The organism is Staphylococcus sp. HMSC056G08 (assembly GCF_001812305.1).
Taxonomy (GTDB): domain Bacteria; phylum Bacillota; class Bacilli; order Staphylococcales; family Staphylococcaceae; genus Staphylococcus; species Staphylococcus simulans.
In genome coordinates this window covers 16,324-41,021 of sequence record NZ_KV808463.1, presented here as the reverse complement: position 1 = coordinate 41,021, position 24,698 = coordinate 16,324, and the positions used below count along the sequence as shown (strand labels likewise).

Annotated in this window: 23 protein-coding genes and 1 other annotated feature; of the genes, 1 reads left to right on the top strand and 22 read right to left on the bottom strand. The window is 38.5% G+C overall.

The window, feature by feature from the left end; translation table 11 throughout:
- Window positions 1-52 precede the first annotated feature (52 nt).
- The gene (locus HMPREF2846_RS05770; RefSeq protein ID WP_070626087.1) at window positions 53-1,240 is read right to left on the bottom strand and encodes a glycine C-acetyltransferase; all 1,188 of its coding nucleotides are present in this window, start codon (window positions 1,238-1,240) and stop codon (window positions 53-55) included.
- Window positions 1,241-1,455: 215 nt separating this feature from the next.
- On the opposite strand from HMPREF2846_RS05770, the gene HMPREF2846_RS05765 reads away from it, so the two are divergent.
- Entirely contained in the window at window positions 1,456-2,637 is a 1,182-nt protein-coding gene (locus HMPREF2846_RS05765) for a M20 family metallopeptidase (RefSeq protein WP_002481338.1), read from the top strand.
- Between the two features lie 156 nt (window positions 2,638-2,793).
- Here the strand turns inward: HMPREF2846_RS05765 and tuf are convergent, their stop codons facing one another.
- The 21 genes from tuf to cysE all read right to left on the bottom strand — a co-directional run bounded on the left by tuf (window position 2,794) and on the right by cysE (window position 24,495).
- Window positions 2,794-3,981, bottom strand: coding sequence for an elongation factor Tu (gene tuf, locus HMPREF2846_RS05760; RefSeq protein ID WP_002481337.1), 1,188 nt, complete (start codon window positions 3,979-3,981; stop codon window positions 2,794-2,796).
- Between the two features lie 188 nt (window positions 3,982-4,169).
- Window positions 4,170-6,251: an elongation factor G gene (gene fusA, locus HMPREF2846_RS05755; RefSeq protein WP_002481336.1), complete on the bottom strand. Its 2,082-nt coding sequence runs from the start codon at window positions 6,249-6,251 to the stop codon at window positions 4,170-4,172.
- Window positions 6,252-6,363: 112 nt separating this feature from the next.
- Window positions 6,364-6,834 carry a 30S ribosomal protein S7 gene (gene rpsG / locus HMPREF2846_RS05750; protein ID WP_070626085.1) on the bottom strand — a complete coding sequence of 157 codons (471 nt, stop codon included), beginning with the start codon at window positions 6,832-6,834 and terminating at the stop codon, window positions 6,364-6,366.
- Between the two features lie 70 nt (window positions 6,835-6,904).
- The gene (rpsL, locus tag HMPREF2846_RS05745) at window positions 6,905-7,318 is read right to left on the bottom strand and encodes a 30S ribosomal protein S12 (protein ID WP_002481334.1); all 414 of its coding nucleotides are present in this window, start codon (window positions 7,316-7,318) and stop codon (window positions 6,905-6,907) included.
- A gap of 97 nt (window positions 7,319-7,415) precedes the next feature.
- Complete coding sequence (locus tag HMPREF2846_RS05740) at window positions 7,416-7,670, bottom strand: ribosomal L7Ae/L30e/S12e/Gadd45 family protein (RefSeq protein WP_002481333.1); 255 nt, start codon at window positions 7,668-7,670, stop codon at window positions 7,416-7,418.
- Window positions 7,671-7,898: 228 nt separating this feature from the next.
- Window positions 7,899-11,510, bottom strand: coding sequence for a DNA-directed RNA polymerase subunit beta' (rpoC, locus tag HMPREF2846_RS05735; protein ID WP_226956325.1), 3,612 nt, complete (start codon window positions 11,508-11,510; stop codon window positions 7,899-7,901).
- Window positions 11,511-11,707: 197 nt separating this feature from the next.
- Window positions 11,708-15,259 (bottom strand): DNA-directed RNA polymerase subunit beta, encoded by a 3,552-nt coding sequence (gene rpoB, locus HMPREF2846_RS05730; protein ID WP_070626083.1) that lies wholly within the window; start codon window positions 15,257-15,259, stop codon window positions 11,708-11,710.
- A gap of 221 nt (window positions 15,260-15,480) precedes the next feature.
- The gene (locus HMPREF2846_RS05725; protein WP_070626081.1) at window positions 15,481-16,086 is read right to left on the bottom strand and encodes a class I SAM-dependent methyltransferase; all 606 of its coding nucleotides are present in this window, start codon (window positions 16,084-16,086) and stop codon (window positions 15,481-15,483) included.
- 281 nt (window positions 16,087-16,367) lie between these two features.
- Window positions 16,368-16,736, bottom strand: coding sequence for a 50S ribosomal protein L7/L12 (rplL, locus tag HMPREF2846_RS05720; RefSeq protein WP_002481329.1), 369 nt, complete (start codon window positions 16,734-16,736; stop codon window positions 16,368-16,370).
- A gap of 44 nt (window positions 16,737-16,780) precedes the next feature.
- Entirely contained in the window at window positions 16,781-17,284 is a 504-nt protein-coding gene (gene rplJ / locus HMPREF2846_RS05715) for a 50S ribosomal protein L10 (protein ID WP_002481328.1), read from the bottom strand.
- Window positions 17,285-17,329: 45 nt separating this feature from the next.
- Window positions 17,330-17,475: a sequence feature (ribosomal protein L10 leader region), on the bottom strand.
- Window positions 17,476-17,615: 140 nt separating this feature from the next.
- On the bottom strand, window positions 17,616-18,311 hold the full coding sequence (gene rplA / locus HMPREF2846_RS05710) for a 50S ribosomal protein L1 (protein WP_002481327.1): 696 nt from the start codon (window positions 18,309-18,311) through the stop codon (window positions 17,616-17,618).
- A 194-nt stretch (window positions 18,312-18,505) separates the two neighbouring features.
- Window positions 18,506-18,928 carry a 50S ribosomal protein L11 gene (gene rplK / locus HMPREF2846_RS05705; protein WP_002481326.1) on the bottom strand — a complete coding sequence of 141 codons (423 nt, stop codon included), beginning with the start codon at window positions 18,926-18,928 and terminating at the stop codon, window positions 18,506-18,508.
- Window positions 18,929-19,080: 152 nt separating this feature from the next.
- Complete coding sequence (gene nusG / locus HMPREF2846_RS05700; RefSeq protein WP_002481325.1) at window positions 19,081-19,629, bottom strand: transcription termination/antitermination protein NusG; 549 nt, start codon at window positions 19,627-19,629, stop codon at window positions 19,081-19,083.
- A 14-nt stretch (window positions 19,630-19,643) separates the two neighbouring features.
- Window positions 19,644-19,850 carry a preprotein translocase subunit SecE gene (gene secE / locus HMPREF2846_RS05695; protein ID WP_023016303.1) on the bottom strand — a complete coding sequence of 69 codons (207 nt, stop codon included), beginning with the start codon at window positions 19,848-19,850 and terminating at the stop codon, window positions 19,644-19,646.
- A gap of 46 nt (window positions 19,851-19,896) precedes the next feature.
- Window positions 19,897-20,040: a 50S ribosomal protein L33 gene (rpmG, locus tag HMPREF2846_RS13855; RefSeq protein WP_081600403.1), complete on the bottom strand. Its 144-nt coding sequence runs from the start codon at window positions 20,038-20,040 to the stop codon at window positions 19,897-19,899.
- A 112-nt stretch (window positions 20,041-20,152) separates the two neighbouring features.
- Window positions 20,153-20,728: an RNA polymerase sigma factor gene (locus HMPREF2846_RS05690; protein WP_002481323.1), complete on the bottom strand. Its 576-nt coding sequence runs from the start codon at window positions 20,726-20,728 to the stop codon at window positions 20,153-20,155.
- A gap of 77 nt (window positions 20,729-20,805) precedes the next feature.
- Window positions 20,806-21,336: an NYN domain-containing protein gene (locus HMPREF2846_RS05685; RefSeq protein ID WP_002481322.1), complete on the bottom strand. Its 531-nt coding sequence runs from the start codon at window positions 21,334-21,336 to the stop codon at window positions 20,806-20,808.
- Window positions 21,337-21,339: 3 nt separating this feature from the next.
- Window positions 21,340-22,083, bottom strand: coding sequence for a 23S rRNA (guanosine(2251)-2'-O)-methyltransferase RlmB (gene rlmB, locus HMPREF2846_RS05680; protein WP_002481321.1), 744 nt, complete (start codon window positions 22,081-22,083; stop codon window positions 21,340-21,342).
- Window positions 22,084-22,087: 4 nt separating this feature from the next.
- Window positions 22,088-22,489: a Mini-ribonuclease 3 gene (locus tag HMPREF2846_RS05675; RefSeq protein ID WP_002481320.1), complete on the bottom strand. Its 402-nt coding sequence runs from the start codon at window positions 22,487-22,489 to the stop codon at window positions 22,088-22,090.
- The gene (cysS, locus tag HMPREF2846_RS05670; RefSeq protein ID WP_070626079.1) at window positions 22,482-23,882 is read right to left on the bottom strand and encodes a cysteine--tRNA ligase; all 1,401 of its coding nucleotides are present in this window, start codon (window positions 23,880-23,882) and stop codon (window positions 22,482-22,484) included. Before cysS ends, HMPREF2846_RS05675 begins: the two co-directional genes overlap by 8 nt.
- Window positions 23,866-24,495, bottom strand: coding sequence for a serine O-acetyltransferase (gene cysE, locus HMPREF2846_RS05665; protein ID WP_172954255.1), 630 nt, complete (start codon window positions 24,493-24,495; stop codon window positions 23,866-23,868). Before cysE ends, cysS begins: the two co-directional genes overlap by 17 nt.
- Window positions 24,496-24,698 lie beyond the last annotated feature (203 nt).

Sequence of the window (24,698 nt, the reverse complement as noted above, 5' to 3'; positions counted from 1 at the left end):
GGAACCGTTCAATTAACTGAACAGTTCCGCTTCATTGTTTCTATAAAGCTACTTAGATTACGCCTAGTTCTTTACCTACTTTTTTATACGCCTCAAGTGCTTCATCTAACATTTCTTTAGTATGTGCAGCTGTAGGCATATTACGTACACGTCCTGTACCACGTGGTACTGTTGGGAAGACGATAGATTTCACATAAACTCCTTCGTCTTTTAGACGTTTACTGAATTCTTGTGTTTGTTTTTCATCACCAATAATTACAGGTGTGATTGGTGTTTCTGATTCACCAATATCATAACCTAGTTCTTTTAAGCCGTCTTTAAGATAATTCGCATTTTCCCAAAGTTTGTCATGCAGTTCTGTAGAATCCATAAGTTTACGTACAGCGGCAGTAATCGCTGCTGAAGATTCTGGTGTTAAAGATGTTGAGAATAAGAATGGACGTGATTGTACTTTCAACCAGTCGATTAACTCTTGTGTCCCAGCGACATAACCGCCGACCACACCAATTGCTTTAGATAATGTACCGATGTGGAAATCGATTTTATCTTGTAAACCGAAGTGTTTTACTGTGCCAGCACCTTTACCCATAACACCTGATCCGTGCGCATCATCGACATAAGTGATTAAGTCAAACTCTTCCGCAATCTCAACGATTTCAGGTAACTTCGCTACATCACCATCCATACTGAACACACCATCAGTGATATACATCACTTTATTGTATTGACCTGATTCCACAGCTTCTTTCGCTTTTTGACGTAAGTCGTCCATATCTGAATGATTTACGCGAATAATTTTAGCTTTAGATAAGCGGCAACCATCGATAATAGAGGCATGGTTTAACTCATCTGAAAGAATCGCATCATTTTTATTCATAACCGCAGAAATCGCTGCCATATTACAATTAAAACCAGATTGATATGCAATCGCTGCTTCTGTTCCTTTAAATTCAGCTAATGTGTTTTCTAAAGTTTCATGAACATCTAGTGTACCGTTGATTGTACGTACTGCACCTGCACCGACACCATAATGATCGATTGCTTCTTTCGCAACTTTTTTCAAGTCTTCGTCTGTTGCTAAACCTAAGTAATTGTTTGAAGAAAGATTGATATACTTTTCGCCGTTGATTGTAATTTCCGGTCCATTTGCCCCTTCGACAATATCAATCTCGTTGTATAATCCATTATCCTTTAAATATTGAATGTTTTCGTCTAAAAAACCATGTAATGATTGAACCATTGGTTGATTATCCCCCTTGTGTTAGATTACATATATCATAACGTATTTTATTATAATAGAAAAGTTAACACTGATTAGTTATTTTGAAAAAACAAAATTTTGTATATTAAAAGGTCGAAATGACGCGTTATTTTAACATGAACGTTTTAAGTTTATTCTGTGGAACGCGTGCTATAATAAGGACATCTATATTAATTACAGAAGAGGTGAATACCATGTTGAATTGGTATCAACTTGCGCACGATAAAGAAAAAACTATGATTCAACTCAGAAGACATCTCCATCAATATCCTGAGTTATCATTTGAAGAACATAACACCCACGACTATATCGTTAATCAGCTCGAACAATTAGACTGTACGATTCGTAGACCTGTAGGAAAAAACGGTATTGTCGCAACATTTAAAGGCCAAGGCGAAGGCCCGACAGTCGCCTTACGTGCTGACTTCGATGCCCTTCCAATTACTGAACTGAACGACAAACCTTATCGTTCTAAAAATGAAGGGTGTATGCATGCGTGTGGTCACGATGGCCATACTGCGATTCTCTTAGGCGTTGCTCAAATTATTAATGAACATTTAGCACATTTAAAAGGCAACGTCGTATTAATCTTTCAATATGGTGAAGAAATTGTTCCTGGCGGTGCCCAACAAATGATTGATGACGGTGCTTTAGAAGGTGTAGACAGTGTTTACGGCAACCACCTATGGAGTGGTTATCCCACAGGCATCATTTATTCACGTCCAGGCGCCATGATGGCTTCACCTGATGAATTTACCGTTACCATTCAAGGTCAAGGCGGTCACGGTGCTAAACCGCATGAAACGATTGACCCGATTGTGATATTAGCTGAATTTATTCTAAGCGCACAAAAAATCGTTTCACGTACGGTCGATCCGATTAAACAAGCTGTAGTTACTTTCGGAATGATTCAAGCCGGTTCATCAGATAGTGTGATCCCCGACTCTGCGATGTGTCGAGGTACAGTGCGCACATTTGATTCTGAGCTCCAAACACATATCATGAATAAACTTGATAAGCTTCTACAAGGGCTTGCGCTTGCGAATGATATTGAATACACAATGGATTATGAACGTGGCTATGTCCCTGTGCATAATAATGAACAAGCTTATGAAACAGTTAAGCAAGCCGCTCATGATATGAATTTACGCTTTACTGAAGCAGATATGATGATGGTGGGCGAAGATTTCTCAGCTTATCAACGTGTGAGACCTGGCGCTTTCTTTCTAACAGGATGTGGTAATGCGCAAAAAGGTACAGACTACCCTCACCATAACCCTTACTTTGATATTGATGAAGCTGCATTGAAATACGCAGCTGCCGAGTTCTTAAAAATATTAGAATTAGAAAATGTTTTATCTTCTGAACGTCTTTAAATCAAAACAAAAATGCGTACACATGTAGAAATGATGTGTACGCATTTTTTATGTTAAACAACACACGACTAGAGCGTATCAATAGAAAAATATGTAAAAAAAGAGCCCCTCACAAGAGGAGCTCTCTATTAAAAATCAACTTAAGTTAAGTCGAAATTATGCTTGGATTTCAGTAACAACGCCTGATCCTACAGTACGTCCACCTTCACGGATAGAGAAACGAGTACCGTCTTCAATCGCGATTGGAGCGATTAATTCAACAGTCATTTCTACGTTATCGCCAGGCATAACCATTTCAGTACCTTCTGGTAAGTGAACAACGCCAGTTACGTCAGTAGTACGGAAGTAGAATTGTGGGCGGTAGTTAGTGAAGAATGGAGTATGACGTCCACCTTCTTCTTTAGATAAAACGTAAACATCAGCTTTGAATTTTGTGTGTGGAGTAATAGAGCCAGGAGCTGCTAATACTTGTCCACGTTGTACGTCTTCACGTGCAACACCACGTAATAAAGCACCGATGTTGTCACCAGCTTCAGCGTAGTCTAATAATTTACGGAACATTTCTACACCTGTAACTGTTGTTTTCTTGCTTTCTTCAGTGATACCGATGATTTCAACTTCTTCACCGACTTTGATTTGACCACGTTCAACACGGCCTGTTGCTACAGTACCACGACCAGTGATTGAGAATACGTCCTCAACTGGCATCATGAATGGTTTATCAGAGTCACGTTCTGGAGTTGGGATGTAGTCATCTACAGCTTGCATTAAGTCTAAGATTTTTTGTTCGTATTCTGGGTCGCCTTCTAAAGCTTTTAATGCAGAACCAACGATAACTGGTACATCGTCACCAGGGAAGTCGTATTCAGATAATAAGTCACGAACTTCCATTTCAACTAATTCTAATAATTCTTCGTCGTCAACCATGTCAGCTTTGTTTAAGAATACAACTAAAGCTGGTACACCAACGTTACGTGATAATAAGATGTGTTCACGAGTTTGTGGCATTGGACCATCTGCAGCAGATACTACTAAGATACCGCCGTCCATTTGAGCAGCACCAGTGATCATGTTTTTAACATAGTCAGCGTGTCCTGGGCAGTCAACGTGAGCATAGTGACGTTTGTCAGTTTGATACTCGATGTGTGAAGTATTGATTGTAATACCACGTTCTTTTTCTTCTGGAGCGTTGTCAATCATGTCGTATGATTGTGCTACAGTGTCACCATTTTTTGCTAATACAGTTGCGATTGCAGCTGTTAATGTTGTTTTACCATGGTCAACGTGACCGATAGTACCAATATTGGCATGTTCTTTTGAGCGATCGAATTTTTCTTTAGCCATTATGAAATCTCTCCTCTTCTTGTTAAAAAGTTATTTAAATTATCTCTCATGATAGTTTCTCACCATCATGAGAGCTTTATTGTTAAGTTGTATAAAGGACTAATTCCTTTATAAAGCATTTTCCGCAAAAAATCAATTCAGGAGACCTGTCAAGTCAGTTCTTGTGCAAGTTCCTAAAGGGAATTTAATTATTCACCTTTATTTTTCTTGATGATTTCTTCAGAAATTGATTTAGGTACTTCTTCATAGTGATCGAAGTACATAGTGTAAGTACCGCGACCTTGAGTGTTAGAACGTAATGAAGTTGCGTAACCGAACATTTCTGAAAGTGGTACGAATGCACGAACCATTTGAGCGTTACCACGAGGTTCCATACCATCAACACGTCCACGACGAGCTGTTACGTCACCCATGATGTCACCCATGTATTCTTCAGGCATTAAGATTTCAACTTTCATCATTGGTTCTAAGATTACTGGATCTGCAACTTTAGCAGCTTCTTTAAGTGCTAATGAAGCAGCGATTTTGAAGGCCATTTCAGATGAATCGACATCATGGTAAGAACCATCGTAAAGTTTAGCTTTAACGTCGATTAATGGATAACCAGCTAATACACCGTTTTCCATAGCATCTTTAAGACCAGCTTCAACTGATGGAATGTATTCACGTGGAACTACACCACCAACGATAGCGTTTTCGAATTCGAATCCTGCGCCAACTTCGTTTGGTGTGAATTCAATGTGAACATCACCGTATTGACCACGACCACCAGATTGACGAGAGAATTTACCTTGAACTTTAGCTGGTGTTTTGAATGTTTCACGGTATGAAACCATTGGCGCACCAACGTTAGCTTCAACGTTAAATTCTTTTTTCATACGGTCTACAAGAATGTCTAAGTGAAGCTCACCCATACCGCCGATGATAACTTGTCCAGTTTCTTCATCAGTGTGTGCATGGAATGTTGGGTCTTCTTCTTGTAATTTAACTAAAGCTTGAGTCATTTTATCTTGGTCAGCTTTAGATTTTGGTTCTACTGACAAGTGAATAACAGGTTCTGGGAATTCCATTGATTCCAAGATAATGTCATTTTTCTCACCACATAAAGTGTCACCAGTACCAGTTTCTTTAAGACCTACCGCAGCTGCGATATCGCCTGAGTAAACTGTGCTGATTTCTTTACGAGTGTTCGCGTGCATTTGTAGTAAACGACCTACACGTTCACGTTTGTCTTTAGTAGAGTTTTTCACGTATGAACCAGAGTTCATAGTACCTGAGTACACACGGAAGAATGTTAATTTACCAACGTAAGGGTCAGTCATAACTTTGAATGCTAATGCAGCGAATTCTGCATCATCATCTGCTCTAGCAACGATTTCTTCATCAGGATTGCTAGCACGGTGACCAATGATTGGTTTAACATCTAATGGTGATGGTAGGTAGTCAATTACAGCGTCAAGCATTAATTGAACACCTTTGTTTTTGAATGCAGTACCGCAAAGTACTGGGTAGAATTCGATATCTAAAGTAGCTTGACGGATTGCTGCTTTCAATTCGTCAACTGAAATTTCTTCACCTTCAAGATATTTTTCCATTAAGTCTTCGTTAACTTCTGCAACTGATTCGATTAATGTTTCGCGAGCTTCAGCTGCTTTCGCTTTGTAGTCTTCTGGAATTTCGATTTCTACGACTTCTTCACCGAATTCACCATTGTATTGGAAACATTTCATTGTAACTAAGTCAATGATTGCTTCGAATTCGTCTTCAGCACCGATTGGTAATTGAACAGCTTGAGCGTTTGCATCCAAACGATCATGTAAAGTGCTTACTGCGTATTCGAAGTTCGCACCGATTTTGTCCATTTTGTTTACGAATACGATACGAGGAACTCCATAAGTTGTAGCTTGACGCCAAACTGTTTCAGTTTGTGGTTCAACACCTGATTGAGCATCAAGTACTGTAACCGCACCGTCAAGTACACGTAATGAACGTTCAACCTCAACTGTGAAGTCTACGTGTCCTGGTGTATCGATAATGTTGACACGGTAATCATGCCATTGTGCAGTTGTTGCTGCTGATGTGATTGTGATACCACGGTCTTGTTCTTGTTCCATCCAGTCCATTTGTGCCCCACCATCGTGAGTTTCACCAATTTTGTGGATACGACCTGTGTAAAACAAGATACGTTCAGTTGTAGTTGTTTTACCAGCGTCAATGTGGGCCATGATACCAATGTTACGAGTTTTTTCCAAAGAAAAGTCTCTAGCCATTGTATTTTTTCTCCTTCCAGTAATTACTTGAGTAAATACTTTGAATATGGCGATGCCCTAAGCATGCCTTGGAATATACCATTTGAACACGCTCAGGGTTAAACCTTGAATCTTACCAGCGGTAATGAGCGAATGCTTTGTTCGCTTCAGCCATTTTGTGTACATCTTCACGTTTCTTAACTGCGCCACCTGTATTGTTAGCTGCATCTAAGATTTCGTTAGCTAAACGTTCTTCCATAGTTTTTTCACCACGAAGACGTGAATAGTTAACTAACCAACGTAAACCTAAAGTCGTACGACGCTCTGGACGTACTTCTACAGGTACTTGATAGTTAGAGCCACCTACACGGCGTGCTTTAACTTCTAATACTGGCATGATATTGTTAATTGCTTCATCGAATACTTCCATTGCATCACGACCACTGCGTTCTTGTACAAGGTCAAATGCTGAATAAAGAATTCTTTGAGCTGTTCCGCGCTTACCATCTAACATGATTTTGTTAATCAATTTAGTCACTAACTTAGAGTTGTGAATTGGATCTGGTAAGACGTCTCTTTTTAGTACTGATCCTTTACGAGGCATAATCAGAGTCCTCCCTTCATATTATAGTATAATCTCAAAATTTATCTCGAAAATTTACGTAATCTTAAACTTATTTTTTAGGACGTTTTGTACCGTATAATGAACGGCTTTGCATACGACCTTCTACACCTGAAGTATCAAGTGCACCACGAACGATATGGTAACGCACACCAGGTAAGTCTTTTACACGACCTCCACGTACAAGTACAACACTGTGTTCTTGTAAGTTATGGCCGATACCAGGGATATATGCGTTTACTTCGATGTTGTTTGATAAACGAACACGAGCATATTTACGTAACGCTGAGTTAGGTTTTTTAGGTGTCATTGTACCAACACGAGTACATACGCCACGTTTTTGTGGTGAGTTCAAGTCAGTAAATTGTTTTCTCATACTGTTAAAACCTTTGTTCAAAGCTGGTGAATCTGATTTCTTAGCTTTGCTTTTTCTTGGTTTACGTACTAATTGGTTAATAGTAGGCATTTAAGATGTCCTCCTCTCCTGTTTTATAATCCCACACATCCAGGTGGTTCATTTTTAGGTTAAATAAAATTTAGTAAGCGCAATTACTTACTAATTCTCATTTCAATAGAGCAACGACTGCTGCATCTACGTTGATACCTGCATATTCTCCTAAAGCTTTTTTACTTTCGAAAAATGAAACAGGAATATCGCTATGATTGATCTTACTTAACACGTCTGACAGCAAATAAACTTCAACGTCTTGAGCAATAATCAATGATGTAACTTGGTTCTTCTTGAGTGCTTTGAGCGTCTCTTTCAAACCAACAACCTTATGGTGTTTGTTTAAGCGTGCAACTTTTTCATTAGACATTGATTATCCTCCAAAGTTCTGCTTGCATCAACATTTTTAATAGTAACACTTTCCATAGGTTGCGTCAACACAATTATTTAATATAATGCTGACTTTTTTAATGATAACAAATTCGGTGAAAATTTCAACAGATATCCTTAATCCTCTCTGTATTTCAAAGAATAGAAAAGCCAATACCGGCTTTCTAATTCAGAAAGTGGTATTGGCTGATTTATAATCTAAAGTTTATTATTGCGGTGTATTTGTATCCGCTGCAAGTTCCTCAACTGCTTCTTTCACTTGAGGGTCGATATGTTTTTCGTATTTAGCTTCGCTATAACGTCTCATACCTGTACCTGCAGGAATCAATTTACCGATAATAACGTTCTCTTTAAGACCAAGTAAGTCATCGCGTTTACCTTTGATGGCTGCATCTGTAAGGACACGAGTTGTTTCTTGGAATGATGCTGCTGATAAGAAGCTTTCTGTTTCAAGAGACGCTTTCGTAATACCAAGCAATACTGGTTTTGCAGTTGCTGGACGTTTGCGGTCTTTGAATGCTTCTCTGTTTGCATCTGTAAAGTTGTGGATGTCTACTAATGAACCTGGTAATAGTTTTGTATCACCAGCTTCAATGATACGTACTTTACGTAACATTTGACGAACCATAACCTCAACGTGTTTATCGTCGATTTCTACACCTTGCATACGGTAAACTTTTTGAACTTCTTTAAGCAAGTAGCTTTCTGTCGCATTTAAGCCTGCTACTGATAAGTAGTTCTTAGGTTCGATAGAACCTTCAGTTAAGACTTCACCGCGTTCAACGTGTTGGCCTTTTTCAACTTTAAGACGTGAAGTACCTGAAGCAAGATAAGATCTTGTTTCGTTAGCACCTTTGATCACGATTTCTTGTTGACGGTCTTTCGCAAGTTTGATGTCTTCGACTGTACCTTCAATGTCAGTAATAACTGCTTGACCTTTAGGGTTACGTGCTTCGAAGATCTCTTGGATACGTGGAAGACCTTGAGTGATATCGCTTCCGGCTACCCCACCTGTATGGAAGGTACGCATTGTAAGCTGTGTACCTGGTTCACCGATAGATTGTGCTGCGATTGTACCAACCGCTTCACCCACTTCAACTTTTTCACCAGTCGCAAGGTTTTTACCGTAACATTTTTCACATACACCATGACGTGTATTACATGTAAATGCTGAACGGATGTACATTTGTTCAATGCCTGCATCAGTGATGCGTTTTGCGATTTCTGGTGTAATCAATTGATCTGGTTTCACAAGAACTTCATCAGTTTCTGGATGACGTACCGTTTCTTTAGAGTAACGGCCTTCAATACGTTCGATGAATGGTTCGATCATTTCTGTACCTTCTTTGATGTCAGATACAAGTAGACCACGGTCAGTTCCGCAATCTTCTTCACGAACGATAACATCTTGCGCAACGTCAACAAGACGACGAGTAAGGTAACCTGAATCGGCAGTTTTAAGTGCTGTATCGGCAAGACCTTTACGCGCACCGTGAGTAGAGATGAAGTACTCTAACACTGTTAAACCTTCACGGAATGAAGATGTGATTGGTAACTCGATGATTTTACCAGATGGTGCGGCCATCAGACCACGCATACCAGCTAACTGAGTAAAGTTAGATGCGTTACCACGGGCACCAGAGTCACTCATCATGAAGATTGGGTTCGTTTTTTCTAGGGATTTCATCAATTTACCTTGAATTTCATCCTTAGCATCTGTCCAAATTTCAACGACAGCATTGTAACGTTCTTCTTCAGTGATTAAACCACGGTTATATTGTTTTTGAACACGTTCAACTAATTTTTCGTGTTCATCTAAGATTTCTTGTTTATCAGGTAATACCACGATGTCAGATACACCAACAGTGATACCTGCTTTAGAAGAGTATTTGAAACCTAAGTCTTTCATACGGTCAAGCATCATTGATGTATCAGTAATGCTGAAGCGATTGAACACTTCTGCAATGATATTTCCTAAGAATTTTTTGTTGAATGGTTCAACAAGTTCTTGGTCTTCAAAGTATGCTTTTAAGCCGCCTTCGCCTAATTCGCTTGCGCTGACGAAGTATTTATCAGGTGTTTTATCTTCTAAGTTTGTTTGAGACGGTTCATTAATATAAGCAAATGAATCCGGAATGATTTCGTTAAAGATTACTTTACCGACAGTTGTCGTCAAGATCTTACGATTTTGTTCTTCAGTGAATGTAGGGTTATTGAATGAACCTGCATGTACACCAATACGTGTATGCAAGTGTACATAACCATTTTGGTATGCTTTCAATACTTCATTTGCATCGTTAAAGATTGCACCTGTATTCACTGCATCTTTACGTTCTAAAGTAAGGTAATAGTTACCAAGTACCATATCTTGTGATGGTGTAACAACTGGTTTACCATCTTTAGGGTTCAAGATGTTTTGAGCTGCAAGCATTAACATACGTGCTTCTGCTTGTGCTTCTTTAGATAAAGGTACGTGAACGGCCATTTGGTCACCATCGAAGTCAGCGTTATAAGCTGTTGTTACCAATGGATGTAAACGAATCGCACGGCCTTCAACTAATGTTGGTTCGAACGCTTGGATACCTAGTCTGTGCAATGTTGGAGCACGGTTAAGGAGTACTGGGTGTTCTTTGATAACGTCTTCTAAAACATCCCATACTTCATCTTCCATACGTTCAATTTTGCTTTTCGCATTTTTGATGTTTGTCGCAATTTCGCGTTGAACTAATTCTTTCATTACGAAAGGTTTGAATAATTCTAACGCCATTTCTTTAGGTAGACCACATTGATACATTTTAAGTCCTGGACCTACTGCGATAACAGAACGACCAGAGTAGTCAACACGTTTACCTAATAAGTTTTGACGGAAACGACCTTGTTTACCTTTCAACATATGTGAAAGTGATTTTAATGGACGGTTACCTGGACCAGTTACTGGACGGCCACGACGACCATTATCGATTAATGCGTCTACTGCTTCTTGCAACATACGTTTTTCGTTTTGAACGATAATACCAGGCGCACCTAAGTCTAATAAACGTTTCAAACGGTTATTACGGTTGATAACACGACGGTATAAGTCGTTCAAGTCACTTGTCGCAAAACGTCCGCCGTCTAATTGAACCATTGGACGGATTTCTGGTGGGATAATTGGAAGTACATCCAAAATCATCCATGAAGGTTCGTTACCAGAGTTTCTGAATGATTCAACAACTTCTAAACGTTTGATTGCACGAGTCAATCTTTGTCCAGTTGCTGATTCTAATTCAGTACGTAAGTCTTTCAACTCTTCATCTAAGTCAATTTCAGATAATAGGTCTTTAATACCTTCAGCACCCATTTTCGCTACGAATTGACCAGGGAATTTATCATAATAGTCTCTGAATTCTGCTTCAGAAAGTAATGATTTTTTCTCAAGACCTGTTGGGCCTGGATCAACCACAACATATGAAGCGAAGTAGATAACTTCTTCAAGTGATCTTGGAGACATATCTAATAGTAGACCCATACGACTTGGGATACCTTTGAAGTACCAAATGTGTGAAACTGGTGCCGCAAGTTCAATGTGGCCCATTCTTTCACGACGTACTTTTGATTTCGTTACTTCAACGCCGCAACGGTCACAAACCATGCCTTTATAACGTACACGTTTGTACTTACCGCAACTACATTCCCAGTCTTTTGTAGGTCCGAAAATTCTTTCACAGAATAAACCATCTTTTTCAGGTTTTAAAGTACGATAGTTGATTGTTTCAGGTTTCTTAACTTCACCGTATGACCATGAACGAATCTTTTCAGGTGAAGCAAGGCCGATTTTCATATAATGGAAATTATTTACATCAATCAAGGAGCCTACCTCCTTCAATTTAGATTAGCTGTGCTATTTGATTGATAAATGATCAATAAATTGAAAAATATTAAAGGTGCATAAAGGCAATGCAGTACATTGCCTAATGCAGCCTTACAATATTTGAATTTTTAACATTACGCTATTTGCTTATTGAACACCGAAATGAATTAGTCAGTTGTTTCTTTTTGTGATTCAGGAATTGAAGATTGTTGGATGTTTACTTTATGATCGTGCACATCGTCTTCATCCATATCTGACATTTCAATTTCTTTATCATTTTCATCCATGACTTTAACATCAAGACCTAAACTTTGTAATTCTTTCATCAATACGCGGAATGATTCCGGAACACTTGGTCTAGAGATGTTTTCACCTTTAACGATCGCTTCATAAGTTTTTACACGACCTACAGTGTCATCAGATTTATAAGTTAGGATTTCTTGCAATGTGTATGCAGCACCATAAGCTTCAAGTGCCCATACCTCCATCTCACCGAAACGTTGTCCACCGAATTGTGCTTTACCACCAAGTGGTTGTTGTGTAACAAGTGAGTATGGTCCAGTTGAACGCGCATGTAATTTGTCGTCAACCATGTGTGCAAGTTTCAACATGTACATTACACCAACAGAGATACGGTTATCGAATGGTTCACCTGTACGTCCATCATATAATACAGTTTTACCATCTCTTGCCATACCTGCTTCTTCGATCGTAGACCATACATCATCATCGTTGGCACCATCGAATACTGGTGAAGCTACATGGATTCCTAAGTTTTTAGCTGCCATACCTAAGTGTAATTCAAGTACTTGTCCGATGTTCATACGTGATGGTACACCTAGTGGGTTTAACATGATATCGATTGGTGTGCCGTCTGGTAAGTAAGGCATATCTTCTTCAGGAACAATCTTAGAGATAACCCCTTTGTTACCGTGACGACCGCACATTTTATCCCCAACGTGGATTTTACGTTTTTGAACGATGTAAACACGTACTAATTGGTTTACACCTGGAGATAATGAATCATCGCCATCTTCACGATTGAAGACTTTGACATCTAGTACGATACCGCCTGCACCATGTGGTACACGTAATGACGTATCACGAACTTCACGTGCTTTTTCACCGAAGATTGCGTGTAATAAACGTTCCTCAGCAGTTAATTCAGTTACACCTTTAGGTGTTACTTTACCAACTAAGATGTCGCCATCTTTCACTTCTGCACCTACATAAACGATACCGCGTTCATCTAAGTTTTTAAGTGCGCTTTCAGCAACGTTAGGAATGTCACGTGTAATTTCTTCAGGTCCAAGTTTTGTATCACGTGCTTCAGATTCATATTCTTCAATATGAATAGAAGTATAAACGTCATCTTTAACAAGACGTTCACTCATGATAACAGCATCCTCATAGTTATAACCGTCCCAAGTCATGAATCCGACTACTACGTTACGTCCAAGTGCCATCTCACCAAGTTCCATTGAAGGACCATCTGCTAAGATTTCACCTTGAGATACAACGTCGCCGACTTTAACAATTGGGCGTTGGTTGTAACAAGTACCTGAGTTAGAACGTTTAAATTTAGCTAATCTATACGCATCTACTTCGCCTTCGTATTCTTGACCATCTTCTTCAATAATACGACGTACTTTAATTTCATTAGATTCTACATGTTCTACACGACCAAAATGCTTGTTGATTACAGCAGCACCTGAGTCACGTGCAGCCACATGTTCCATACCTGTACCTACGAATGGAGATTCAGGGTTCATCAATGGTACTGCTTGACGTTGCATGTTCGCACCCATTAACGCACGGTTAGAGTCATCGTTTTCTAAGAATGGGATACATGCTGTCGCTGCAGATACAACTTGTTTAGGAGAAACGTCCATATAGTCCATTTTCTCTCTATCCATAGTTGTGTTGTTACCACGGAAACGACAAACGATTTCTTCGTCTAAGAAACGACCTTCGTCATCTAAACGTGAGTTCGCTTGCGCAACAACATAGCTGTCTTCTTCGTCTGCAGTAAGGTAATCGATTTGATCTGTTACCGCATTTTTCTCATGGTCAACTTTACGATATGGTGTTTCAATGAAACCAAATTCATTAACACGCGCATAACTTGATAATGAGTTGATTAAACCGATGTTCGGACCCTCTGGTGTCTCGATTGGACACATACGGCCATAGTGAGAGTAATGCACGTCACGTACTTCCATTTGTGCACGTTCACGTGTTAAACCACCAGGTCCAAGTGCAGATAGACGACGTTTATGTGTCAACTCTGCTAATGGGTTCGCTTGGTCCATGAATTGTGATAATTGAGAGCTACCAAAGAATTCTTTGATAGATGCAATCACTGGACGAATGTTGATAAGTTGTTGTGGTGTAATAGAATCTGTATCTTGAATAGACATTCTTTCACGAACGACACGTTCCATTCTTGATAAACCGATTCTGAATTGGTTTTGAAGTAATTCGCCTACTGAACGTAAACGACGGTTACCTAAGTGGTCAATATCATCTGTTTGACCTACACCATACAATAAGTTGAAGAAGTAAGACATTGACGCAACAATGTCAGCTGGTGTAATACATTTCACTTCTGAATCAGGGAATGCATTACCGATAACTGTTGTTGTACGGCCTTCTTCATCATTTGGTACATAAATTTTAATTGATTGTGTTTCAACAGGTTCGTTTACGATGCTGTCATCTAACTCATCCACTTCGATGTTTGCGTTAGATTCTAAAACATCCATAATTTCGTCTAGTTTACGACGGTCTAAAACTGTGCCTTCTTCAGCAACAATTTCACCTGTTTCAGTATTAACAATCGGTTCAGTCAATTTTTGGTTGAATAAACGATGTTTCAAATGAAGTTTTTTGTTCATTTTATAGCGACCAACACTTGCTAAGTCATAACGTTTCGGATCGAAGAAACGAGAGTAAAGCAAGCTTTTCGCGTTTTCTACTGTAGGTGGTTCGCCAGGGCGTAAACGTTCATAAATTTCTAATAGTGCTTGATCTGTATTTTCAGTACCATCTTTTTCTAAAGTGTTACGTAGGTATTCGTTGTCACCTAATAAATCAATAATTGATTGATCAGTTGAATAACCTAAAGCACGTAATAATACAGTTAATGGTAATTTTCTTGTTCTATCGATACGAACATAAACGATGTCTTTCGCATCAGTTTCGAATTCTAACCAAGCACCACGGTTAGGAATTACTGTCGCATCATAGTTTTCACGACCATTTTTATCGATTTTTTCATTGAAGTATACGGATGGAGAACGAACTAATTGTGATACAATAACACGCTCAGCACCATTGATCACGAAAGTACCTGTATCAGTCATTAATGGGAAATCACCCATGAAGACTTCTTGGTCTTTCACTTCTCCTGTTTCTTTGTTAATAAGACGCACTTTGACACGAAGAGGTGCAGCATAAGTTGCGTCGCGGTTCTTAGATTCCTCTAAATCGTATTTCGGTTCACCCAATCTATAATCTACAAATTCTAAAGAAAGGTTGCCTGTGAAGTCTTCGATTGGAGAAATGTCACGGAACATTTCTAATAAGCCTTCTTTTAAGAACCATTCATAAGATTTAGTTTGAATTTCAATAAGGTTTGGTAATTCTAAAACCTCAGAAATTCTCGCGTAATTTCTACGTTTACGATGTCTTCCATATTGGACAAATTTACCTGCCAAACAGATTCACCCCTCAAAAATTGTTCGAATGTCTCTTACATATTAAAATAAACAAAACGGTAACAAGACAAAAAGAAAACGGCAGCACACCCGATGACACCATTTTCTATTCTGCGTTATTAAAGATTTACTTTGTTATTTTATACGTAAAAGTACACACTTCTTGAACATAAATTTTTACATTCTATAACTATATCAGAAATTAATATGGTTGTCAATGGTTAACGCTTGCTTTTCAAAATGTAATACCCTTTCTCTTTGGTTAGGGTTTCTACATTACCAAAAACAGCTTCCATCTTCTTTTTCGTCGAAGGCATACCTTGCTTTTTCTGAATTACAACGTATAATTCACCTTCAGCTCTCAACTTCTCATGTGCGTCTTCTAAAATGCCATGAACCACTGACTTCCCTGCCCTGATTGGCGGGTTCGTCACGATCATGTCACAAGAATTATCCGGAACTTCAGCTAAACCATCACTCTCTTTTACAGTGACATTTTCAATATGGTTTTTCTCACTATTTTCTTTTGCTAAATCTAGTGCTCGGTGGTTCACATCCAACATAATAACATGGTGATGCGGAGATACTTTCGCAATCATCAAACCAATCGGTCCATAACCGCACCCCACATCAACAATCGTCTTCTTAGGTCCTGGTGGATGTTCTTTTAAAAACGTACGAACTAATAAATCTGAGCCAAAGTCTATTTTCCCTTTAGAAAATACACCTGCATCAGTCACTAGATTCAATTCATTTTGATGATAATGGTATTTAAATGTCTCTTTATGACTTTCAACTTTAGGATCTTTGTCATAATAATGACTCATGCTTACACCTCATTACTTTACATTAGAAGCTGTTCGAGTATACTCTTCCATTTCAACAAAGACAAGTCTACCCTTTACTTTAAGGATACACATTTCATCAGTCATTTGCTATAAATACCTTTCGTTCTATAATGAGTTGTACTCATTAGAAAAACCCCGTTAACTCAATAACGGGGTTTTCATTTCTCAAAGAATTCAGGCTGTGAAACTAAGTTTCACACATTAACAATGGTTATTAGCCTCGTTCTCTTTTCATTTAGTTATTGGCTGTGGCAATAGAATTATTTTAATTCTACAGTTGCGCCAACTTCTTCTAATGTTTCTTTAAGTTTTTCAGCTTCTTCTTTAGGTAAAGCTTCTTTGATTACTTTAGGAGCGTTGTCTACTAATTCTTTAGCGTCTTTCAATCCTAAACCAGTTGCGTCTTTAACAGCTTTAACAACTTTGATTTTAGATGAACCAGCTGAAGTTAACTCAACGTCAAATTCAGTTTTTTCTGCTGCTGCGTCTCCGCCGCCTGCTGCACCTGCTGCTGCTACTGGAGCTGCTGCAGTTACACCAAATTCTTCTTCGATTGCTTTTACTAAGTCATTTAATTCTAATACTGACATTTCTTTAATTGCTTCAATGATTTGTTCTTGATTAGCCATTATATATTTCCTCCATTTTTTAAATAATTAATTGTGTGTACTGATTATTCAGCACTTTCTTCTTCTTTAGATTCTCCAACTGCTTTAACCGCATAAGCGAAGTTGCGTACAGGAGCTTGTAATACAGAAAGTAACATAGAAACAAGACCGTCGTGTGATGGTAATGAACCAACAGTTTTAACTTCTTCTGCTGAGATAACGCTACCTTCCATTACGCCTGTTTTAATTTCTAAAGCTTCGTGATCTTTAGCAAATCCAGCGATAACTTTTGCAGGAGCAACTACATCATCAGTAGTTGTTGCAACAGCTGTTGGACCTGTTAAGAATTCGTCAAGACCTTCGATTCCCGCTTGTTCAGCAGCACGACGTAACATAGTGTTTTTGTAAACTTTGTACTCAACACCAGCTTCACGTAATTGTTTACGTAATTCTGTTACTTCTTCTACTGTTAAACCACGGTAATCTACGATTACTGTTGAAACAGAATTTTTAAGTTGATCAGCGATTTGTTCAACTAATTGTTTTTTCGCTTCAATAATTCCAGACATTTAGACACCTCCATACATATTTTGTTCGGTGCTTTTTTTGAGCTTTACCCAATAAAAAAAGCACTTTCACCCTACGGCAAAAAGTGCTTGAAAGTTTCATAGTTCACGTTCAAGTCAATTTTAGCCTCGGTAGGATCAAGTTTTAAGTTATCTCTAACTCCTACTGTCTTAGGTAAAATAATCACATTTATCAATATAACTGTTTCAATGTGATATGTCAATAAGTAATTAAAAAACTAGAGAAAATATTTTCAGCTGTCTCAGATATGAATCGATACGATTGGCACTTTGCAACTTTTACATTTTCTCTAGTTCTTAAATTTCATTTATATTATAGTTTGAAGTTTGAAGTATCTACTTTAACACCAGGACCCATTGTAGTTGAAACTGCAACAGACTTGAAGTAAGTACCTTTAGCTGAAGCTGGTTTAGCTTTTGCTAATACATCTTGGATAGTGTTGAAGTTATCAACTAAATCCTCAGTACTGAATGATACTTTACCGATTGAAGCGTGGACGATACCAGCTTTCTCAGCACGGTATTCTACTTTACCTGCTTTGATTTCTTCAACCGCTTTTTTAACATCCATAGTTACTGTGCCAGTTTTAGGGTTAGGCATTAAACCTTTAGGTCCTAATACACGACCTAATTTACCAACTTCGCCCATCATGTCCGGTGTAGCTACAACTACATCGAAGTCGAACCAGCCTTGTTGGATTTTGTTAGCGTATTCTGATTCGCCTACGTAATCAGCGCCAGCTGCTTCTGCTTCAGCAGCTTTGTCACCTTTCGCGAATACTAATACACGTTGTGTTTTACCAGTACCGTGTGGTAATACTACTGCACCACGGATTTGCTGGTCATTTTTACGAGTATCGATACCTAAACGGAATGCTACTTCTACAGAAGCGTCGAAGTTTGCAACGCTAGTTTCTTTAGCTAAGCTGATTGCTTCTTCAACAGCGTAATAAGTATTACGGTCAACTTTTTTAGCAGCATCTAGATACTTTTTACCTTTTTTAGCCATTTATATTTCCTCCTTTAGTGGTTTTAGCGGAATGTCCTCCCACATTACTTGCTTATGCAAGTTAAGAGCAGATGACCTTGTGAGCTGTTCGCAATTTTTATTCATTGGATTAACTTTACTGTCATCTGCCATGTTTGTTTCACGTTTCTGATTGTTATTCGTTTCGTTAGATGAGCAAACTCATCTTTACGCTATTATTCTACAGTGATACCCATACTACGAGCAGTACCTTCAACAATACGCATTGCTGCTTCGATGTCTGCTGCGTTTAAGTCAGGCATTTTAGTTTCAGCGATTTCACGTACTTGATCTTTAGTTACTGTAGCAACTTTGTTTTTGTTAGGTTCACCAGAACCTTTGTCAACGCCAGCTGCTTTTTTAAGTAGTACTGGAGCCGGTGGAGTTTTAGTGATGAATGTAAATGAGCGATCCTCATACACACTGATTTCTACCGGAATGATTAAACCTGCTTGTTCTTGTGTTCTCGCGTTGAATTCTTTACAGAATCCCATAATGTTCACACCTGCTTGACCTAATGCTGGACCAACTGGTGGTGCTGGGTTCGCTTTACCTGCAGGAATTTGCAATTTAACTACTTTTTCTACTTTTTTAGCCACGATGTGCACCTCCTTGATATCGTGATGTGGTCACAGGGCTCAATTTTGCCCTCCCACTCTTAAAACATTTCGTGACGAAATGGCCTCCTTCTTCCAAAGGACGACCATAGTATTATATCATTGAAAAATTGTAAAATCAACACCTATTCGAATTACAATTTTTCGATTTGATCAAACTCAACTTCAACCGGAGTTTCTCTGCCAAACATATCTACTAATACTGTAAGCTTGAATTTATCTGCTTCGATTTCTTGTACTTCACCGACTTGGTTGGCAAATGGGCCAGACTTGATACGAACTTGTTCTCCAACTTCGACTTCAACATCAATTGTTTTTTCTTTCATTCCCATTTGTTTTAAAATAAAGCGGACTTCATCCGGCAACAGCGGGTTAGGTTTTGATCCAGCACCTGCTGAACCGACAAATCCTGTTACACCTGGTGTATTACGTACTACATACCATGACTCATCTGTCATGACTAACTCTACCAAGACATAGCCAGGGAAAGTTTTTTTCGTGATTTTCTTCGCTTTACCGTCTTTAACTTGTGTTTCCTCTTCTTCAGGTATGACAACTCTGAAAATCTGTTCTGTCATATTCATTGATTCAACACGTTTTTCTAAATTTTTCTTAACTTTATTTTCATAGCCAGAGTAAGTATGCACGGCATACCAACGCTTTGCTCCAACTTCTTCAGACATGCTGTCACTCCTCATTAACTAATTAATTCTATTAATCTACCGATTCCCAAATCTAAGGCATAGAAGAAGATTAAGAAAAATAACACTGTAACAATTACAATTGTTGTGTATTTCACGAGTTCTTGACCAGTCGGCCAGCTCGTTTTCTCCATCTCAGATATAACGCCTTTGAAGAAACTCTCTTTTGGTGCTTTTGATTTTTTGTTTTTATCTTCAGCCATTGTCGTACCTCCAATTAATCAATAATTTCATCTTGGCCTTTAGCAATTACTTCGATTCCTTGTGTACTGTATGCGCATTGCACTTTTTGCAATACTTCTTTAACACGAGTCTTTCTGCAAGGTTGCTGTTCTTTGGTACGGTATAGTTTCTATTGCCGCAAATTTCACAGTTAAGCGGGACTTTCTTCATAATACCTTCACCTTACCTATATTAAATACTCACTAACTATACATAAGAAACCCTCAAATTGTCAAACGTCTAGTGAATTGTAAGTTGTATCTATAAGTGTAACGAAACGCAATTATGCATCCAATAATTCCTGCATTTTACGTAACTTCACTTTACTACGATGAAGGGCATTATAAACCGCCTTTTCACTTAAATCCATCGCTTGTGCTGTTTCACTTGGGGAATAATCATCCAATATATATTGTACTACTTCTCGCTCTAATTTGCTTAATTTCTTACAACAATTAAGCAGAATTTCCGAACGTTCTTTTAAAATGAGTTGTGCTTCGACAGATGGCAATTGCGTACGATAACTACACTCCGCTTCTTGAACAAGACAATCTTGTTGTAATCTCAGCCGCTTCTGTCTTCTGTAATAATCATATTTAGAAGTGCTGACTAAGCGATTGAAATAATGTTCAAACGGAATCGTTTCTATCGTTTTAAAATGATAAATATTTCTGCTGATTCTTAAGGAGATGTCTTGTATCAAGTCATCACAATCATGCGGTGCAATCGAAGGATGAATCAGCCGACTGCGTATAAACGGCTGCAACACTTCTAGTAATTGATGCATCGCGTGATCGTCATGCATTTGTGCAAGATGTATAAGAGAGACAATATCTTGAGGTATGGAAGTTTTCTGCATTACGGTAAGTTCGATCCTTTCATAAAAGTGAACTTATCATAGCGGAATGCTGATGAAATAAGCAATGTACAGAAATCTTATTTTTCTTGGTCGCCTCTTCTGATTTTTTCAAATTCTGATAATACTTCATCTGTGAGTTGGATACGTGTTCGAGGTTTATTATTATTGAACGTTTTCATTGATGACTCAACACTCGCTTCATTCAACTTAATGTTCTGCCACATTTCTCGAGACGAAATACGATAAGCACCCGTACCGAAGATAGCGTGCTGTTCACTCATATCACTCGTAACAACAGCAATATGGGTTGTATGTTTGTCATATAGCCCATATACAAATCGTTCTATAAAGCTGTCAGCTGTTTCATGTTCTTTTGTGAAAATCGTTCGTACCCCGTGGTAATAAAATTCACTTTCATTACCTTCTTGTTCATAAGCGTCAAACACACATATCACATCGTCTGCCACAGTTGCTTTATAGTTGCCGATAGCCAGCAACAACTTTTCTCTGGCTTCTTCTAAATTCTCTTTAGCCAATTCTGATAAAGCACGACTATGACCAATCATATTGTAACCGTCGATGATTAAATACCGATCCTTGTGCTTCATAGCTTATTCTCCAACCGGGTGACGTTTTCGATAAATTTCATACATCATTAAGCTTGCGGCAACAGATGCATTCAAACTGTTAATATGACCGACCATAGGGATTTTAATATAAAAATCACACTTCTCTTTAACAAGTCGGCTCATACCATGTCCTTCGTTACCGATAACAATGGCAAGTGGCATATCTGCACTCATTTGACGGTAATCTGTTGCGTTATCAGCTGCAGTCCCTGCAATCCAATAACCTTCTTCTTTTAACTTATCCATCGTTTGAGATAAGTTTGTTACACGTGTTACCGGAATGTGTTGAATCGCACCTGCAGACGCTTTAGCAACTGTTTGTGTTAAAGCAACAGAACGACGTTTCGGTATAATGACACCATCTACACCTGCTGCATCCGCAGTTCTTAAAATGGAACCTAGGTTGTGCGGGTCTTCTAGACCATCCAGTAACATTAATGTTGGTAAATGATCTTGTGCTTTAAGTTTCGCAAGCAAATCATCTAGCTCTACATATTCATATGGCGCAACCAATGCTGCGACACCTTGGTGCGGTGCTTCAGCTAATCCGTCTAATTTCGTTTTTGGGACGGTCTGCACAATCAATTTTTGCTTTTTTGCATTTTTTAAGATTTCATCAAGTTGTTGCTTTTTCACGCCATCTTGAATCAAAATCTTGTTGATGGGATGCCCAGAAGTAATTGCTTCTTTCACGGCATGTCTCCCTACAATTACTGAATCTTCCACATCCTCACTCCCTTTCTTCGACTTCAGTCACAATACGCTCAAGCAATGATTCCAATCGGTCTGATTGATGATCTAAATATAAGAAACCAATCACCGCTTCCAAACCAGAGCTTTTACGATACGTCTGAATGTCAGTATTTTTCGCTTTTGTATGGCTTTTCGCATTACGCCCTCTGCGCACAATTTCTAATTCTTCTTCTGTAAACCAATCCGACTGCATCAAACTTTCCAACGTAATAGCCTGGCTTTTCGCAGACACAAAACGTTTTGCTTGTTGATGCAGACGATTCGGTTTTGCACGCAATTTCAAAATGATATGCGTTCTGACATATTGATCTAAAACTGCATCCCCCATATATGCTAAAGATAATGGGTTCAGCAGTTTGATATTTTCTTGATTATCCACGTTTGAATCTCACGCCTTGCGGTGTATCTTCAAGGATAATATTTTGTGCTTTTAATTCATCACGGATTTCATCCGCACGTGCATAATCTTTATTTTTACGCGCTTGATTACGCTCTTCAATCAAGGCTTCAATGTCTTCATCTAACAATTCATCATGTTGTTTGCCTTTTAATGGAACTCCTAAAACGTCGCTGAAGATTTGGAATACTTCTTTAAAGCGTTCAATCACTTTTTTAGATGTTGTGTTTTCCATCACATATTTATTCGCAAGTTTCGCTAAATCATACCAAGTTGTAATCGCATTAGCAGTATTGAAGTCATCATCCATAACCGTTTCAAATTGTTTTAACAATGCATCAATTTGTTCAATATAATCTGATTGTTCTTCGATATCTGAAGCAATCGCTTCTCTTTCTTCAATCGCTTGATAACTATTACGGATACGTTCTAAACCAGCTTTCGCTGATTCGACTAATTCCATGTTGTAGTTGATTGGACTGCGGTAGTGTACGCTGATCATAAAGAAACGTAATACATCAGGGTCTACTTCTTTAATAATGTCATGTACAAGTACGAAGTTGCCTAATGACTTACTCATTTTTTCATTATTGATATTAATGAAACCATTATGCATCCAGTAATTCGCAAATGTTGCATGGTTATGCGCTTCTGATTGTGCAATTTCGTTTTCATGGTGTGGGAATTGTAAGTCACTGCCGCCTGCGTGGATATCAATCGTTTCACCTAATTCATGATATGCCATCACTGAGCACTCGATATGCCAGCCTGGACGTCCTTTGCCGAATGGGCTGTCCCAGCTGATTTCTCCAGGTTTCGCTTTTTTCCATAACGTGAAGTCTAATGCATCTTCTTTTTGTTCGCCTGATTCAATACGTGCACCGACTTTTAAATCATCAATAGATTGATGACTTAATTTACCATATCCTTCAAACTTACGCGTTCTGAAGTAAACATCGCCTTCACTTTCATAAGCATAACCTTGTTCTACTAGGTTTTGGATAAATGCGATGATATCATCCATATGGTTCATAACACGTGGATTAGATGTTGCTTTTTTGACATTCAACGCACCTGTATCTTCATAGAAAGCTTGAATGTAACGGTCAGCGATTTCTTGCACACTTTCATTCAACTCTTTTGAACGTTTGATTAATTTATCATCCACGTCCGTAAAGTTAGATACATAATTAACGTCATAACCTTTATATTCAAAATAACGACGTACAACATCATAGTTGATAGCTGGACGTGCATTACCGATATGAATATAGTTATAAACTGTTGGACCGCAGACATACATCTTAACCTTGCCTTCTTCTATCGGCTTAAACGGTTCTTTCTGTCTCGTCAATGTATTATATAATGTAATCATCTTGAATCTCTCCATTCTTCACTTGCTCTAGTTGCTTTTCTAATTGTTTCATTTGTTCGTAAATCGGGTCTGGTAAGTTGAGATGATCAAAGTTTTTACCGATACGTTTACCATGTTGTTTCACGATATGGCCAGGAATACCGACAACTGTGGAATAGCTTGGTACATTGGTTAATACAACTGAGTTCGCACCAATATTGACATTAGAGTCTACTTTGATATTTCCTAAAATCTTTGAACCTGCCGCAATTAAGACATTATCGCCAATGTCAGGGTGACGTTTACCTTTTTCTTTGCCAGTACCGCCAAGTGTGACACCTTGATAAATTGTAACGTTATCGCCAATCGTACAAGTTTCACCAATGACCACACCCATGCCGTGATCGATAAATAAACGTTTGCCGATTTTAGCACCTGGATGAATTTCAATACCAGTGAAAAAGCGTGATATTTGCGAAATAATACGTGCAGCCACGTAGTGCTTTTTATTATAAAGTTTATGTGCAAGCAAGTGATTCCATACTGCATGCAATCCTGCATACGTTGTTACTACCTCAAATGATGTCTTAGCTGCAGGATCTTGTTCGAATACCATTTTTATATCGTCTCTCATTCTTTTAAACAAGTTATTCCCCTCCTATTTATAACGAAAGCACCTCTAACAACTTAATGTCAGAGGTGCTTCGCACGGTTCCACTCTTCTTCAGCATACAAAAAAACTATTTTTATATACTCTCTCAAATCCCGTATTTATCATTGTCTGAACCAAGGTGCATTCAATAATGTTCAAGATGTGCTCGCAGCAACCGCACACTC

Excerpts from the sequence above, each read along its gene's own strand:
- HMPREF2846_RS05770 (WP_070626087.1), bottom strand. The coding sequence starts at position 1,240 with ATGGTTCAATCATTACATGGTTTTTTAGACGAAAACATTCAATATTTA.
- HMPREF2846_RS05765 (WP_002481338.1), top strand. The coding sequence starts at position 1,456 with ATGTTGAATTGGTATCAACTTGCGCACGATAAAGAAAAAACTATGATT.
- tuf (WP_002481337.1), bottom strand. The coding sequence starts at position 3,981 with ATGGCTAAAGAAAAATTCGATCGCTCAAAAGAACATGCCAATATTGGT.
- fusA (WP_002481336.1), bottom strand. The coding sequence starts at position 6,251 with ATGGCTAGAGACTTTTCTTTGGAAAAAACTCGTAACATTGGTATCATG.
- rpsG (WP_070626085.1), bottom strand. The coding sequence starts at position 6,834 with ATGCCTCGTAAAGGATCAGTACTAAAAAGAGACGTCTTACCAGATCCA.
- rpsL (WP_002481334.1), bottom strand. The coding sequence starts at position 7,318 with ATGCCTACTATTAACCAATTAGTACGTAAACCAAGAAAAAGCAAAGCT.
- HMPREF2846_RS05740 (WP_002481333.1), bottom strand. The coding sequence starts at position 7,670 with ATGTCTAATGAAAAAGTTGCACGCTTAAACAAACACCATAAGGTTGTT.
- rpoC (WP_226956325.1), bottom strand. The coding sequence starts at position 11,510 with ATGAAAATCGGCCTTGCTTCACCTGAAAAGATTCGTTCATGGTCATAC.
- HMPREF2846_RS05725 (WP_070626081.1), bottom strand. The coding sequence starts at position 16,086 with ATGAGTCATTATTATGACAAAGATCCTAAAGTTGAAAGTCATAAAGAG.
- rplL (WP_002481329.1), bottom strand. The coding sequence starts at position 16,736 with ATGGCTAATCAAGAACAAATCATTGAAGCAATTAAAGAAATGTCAGTA.
- rplJ (WP_002481328.1), bottom strand. The coding sequence starts at position 17,284 with ATGTCTGGAATTATTGAAGCGAAAAAACAATTAGTTGAACAAATCGCT.
- rplA (WP_002481327.1), bottom strand. The coding sequence starts at position 18,311 with ATGGCTAAAAAAGGTAAAAAGTATCTAGATGCTGCTAAAAAAGTTGAC.
- nusG (WP_002481325.1), bottom strand. The coding sequence starts at position 19,629 with ATGTCTGAAGAAGTTGGAGCAAAGCGTTGGTATGCCGTGCATACTTAC.
- secE (WP_023016303.1), bottom strand. The coding sequence starts at position 19,850 with ATGGCTGAAGATAAAAACAAAAAATCAAAAGCACCAAAAGAGAGTTTC.
- rpmG (WP_081600403.1), bottom strand. The coding sequence starts at position 20,040 with ATGAAGAAAGTCCCGCTTAACTGTGAAATTTGCGGCAATAGAAACTAT.
- HMPREF2846_RS05690 (WP_002481323.1), bottom strand. The coding sequence starts at position 20,728 with ATGCAGAAAACTTCCATACCTCAAGATATTGTCTCTCTTATACATCTT.
- HMPREF2846_RS05685 (WP_002481322.1), bottom strand. The coding sequence starts at position 21,336 with ATGAAGCACAAGGATCGGTATTTAATCATCGACGGTTACAATATGATT.
- cysS (WP_070626079.1), bottom strand. The coding sequence starts at position 23,882 with ATGATTACATTATATAATACATTGACGAGACAGAAAGAACCGTTTAAG.
- cysE (WP_172954255.1), bottom strand. The coding sequence starts at position 24,495 with ATGAGAGACGATATAAAAATGGTATTCGAACAAGATCCTGCAGCTAAG.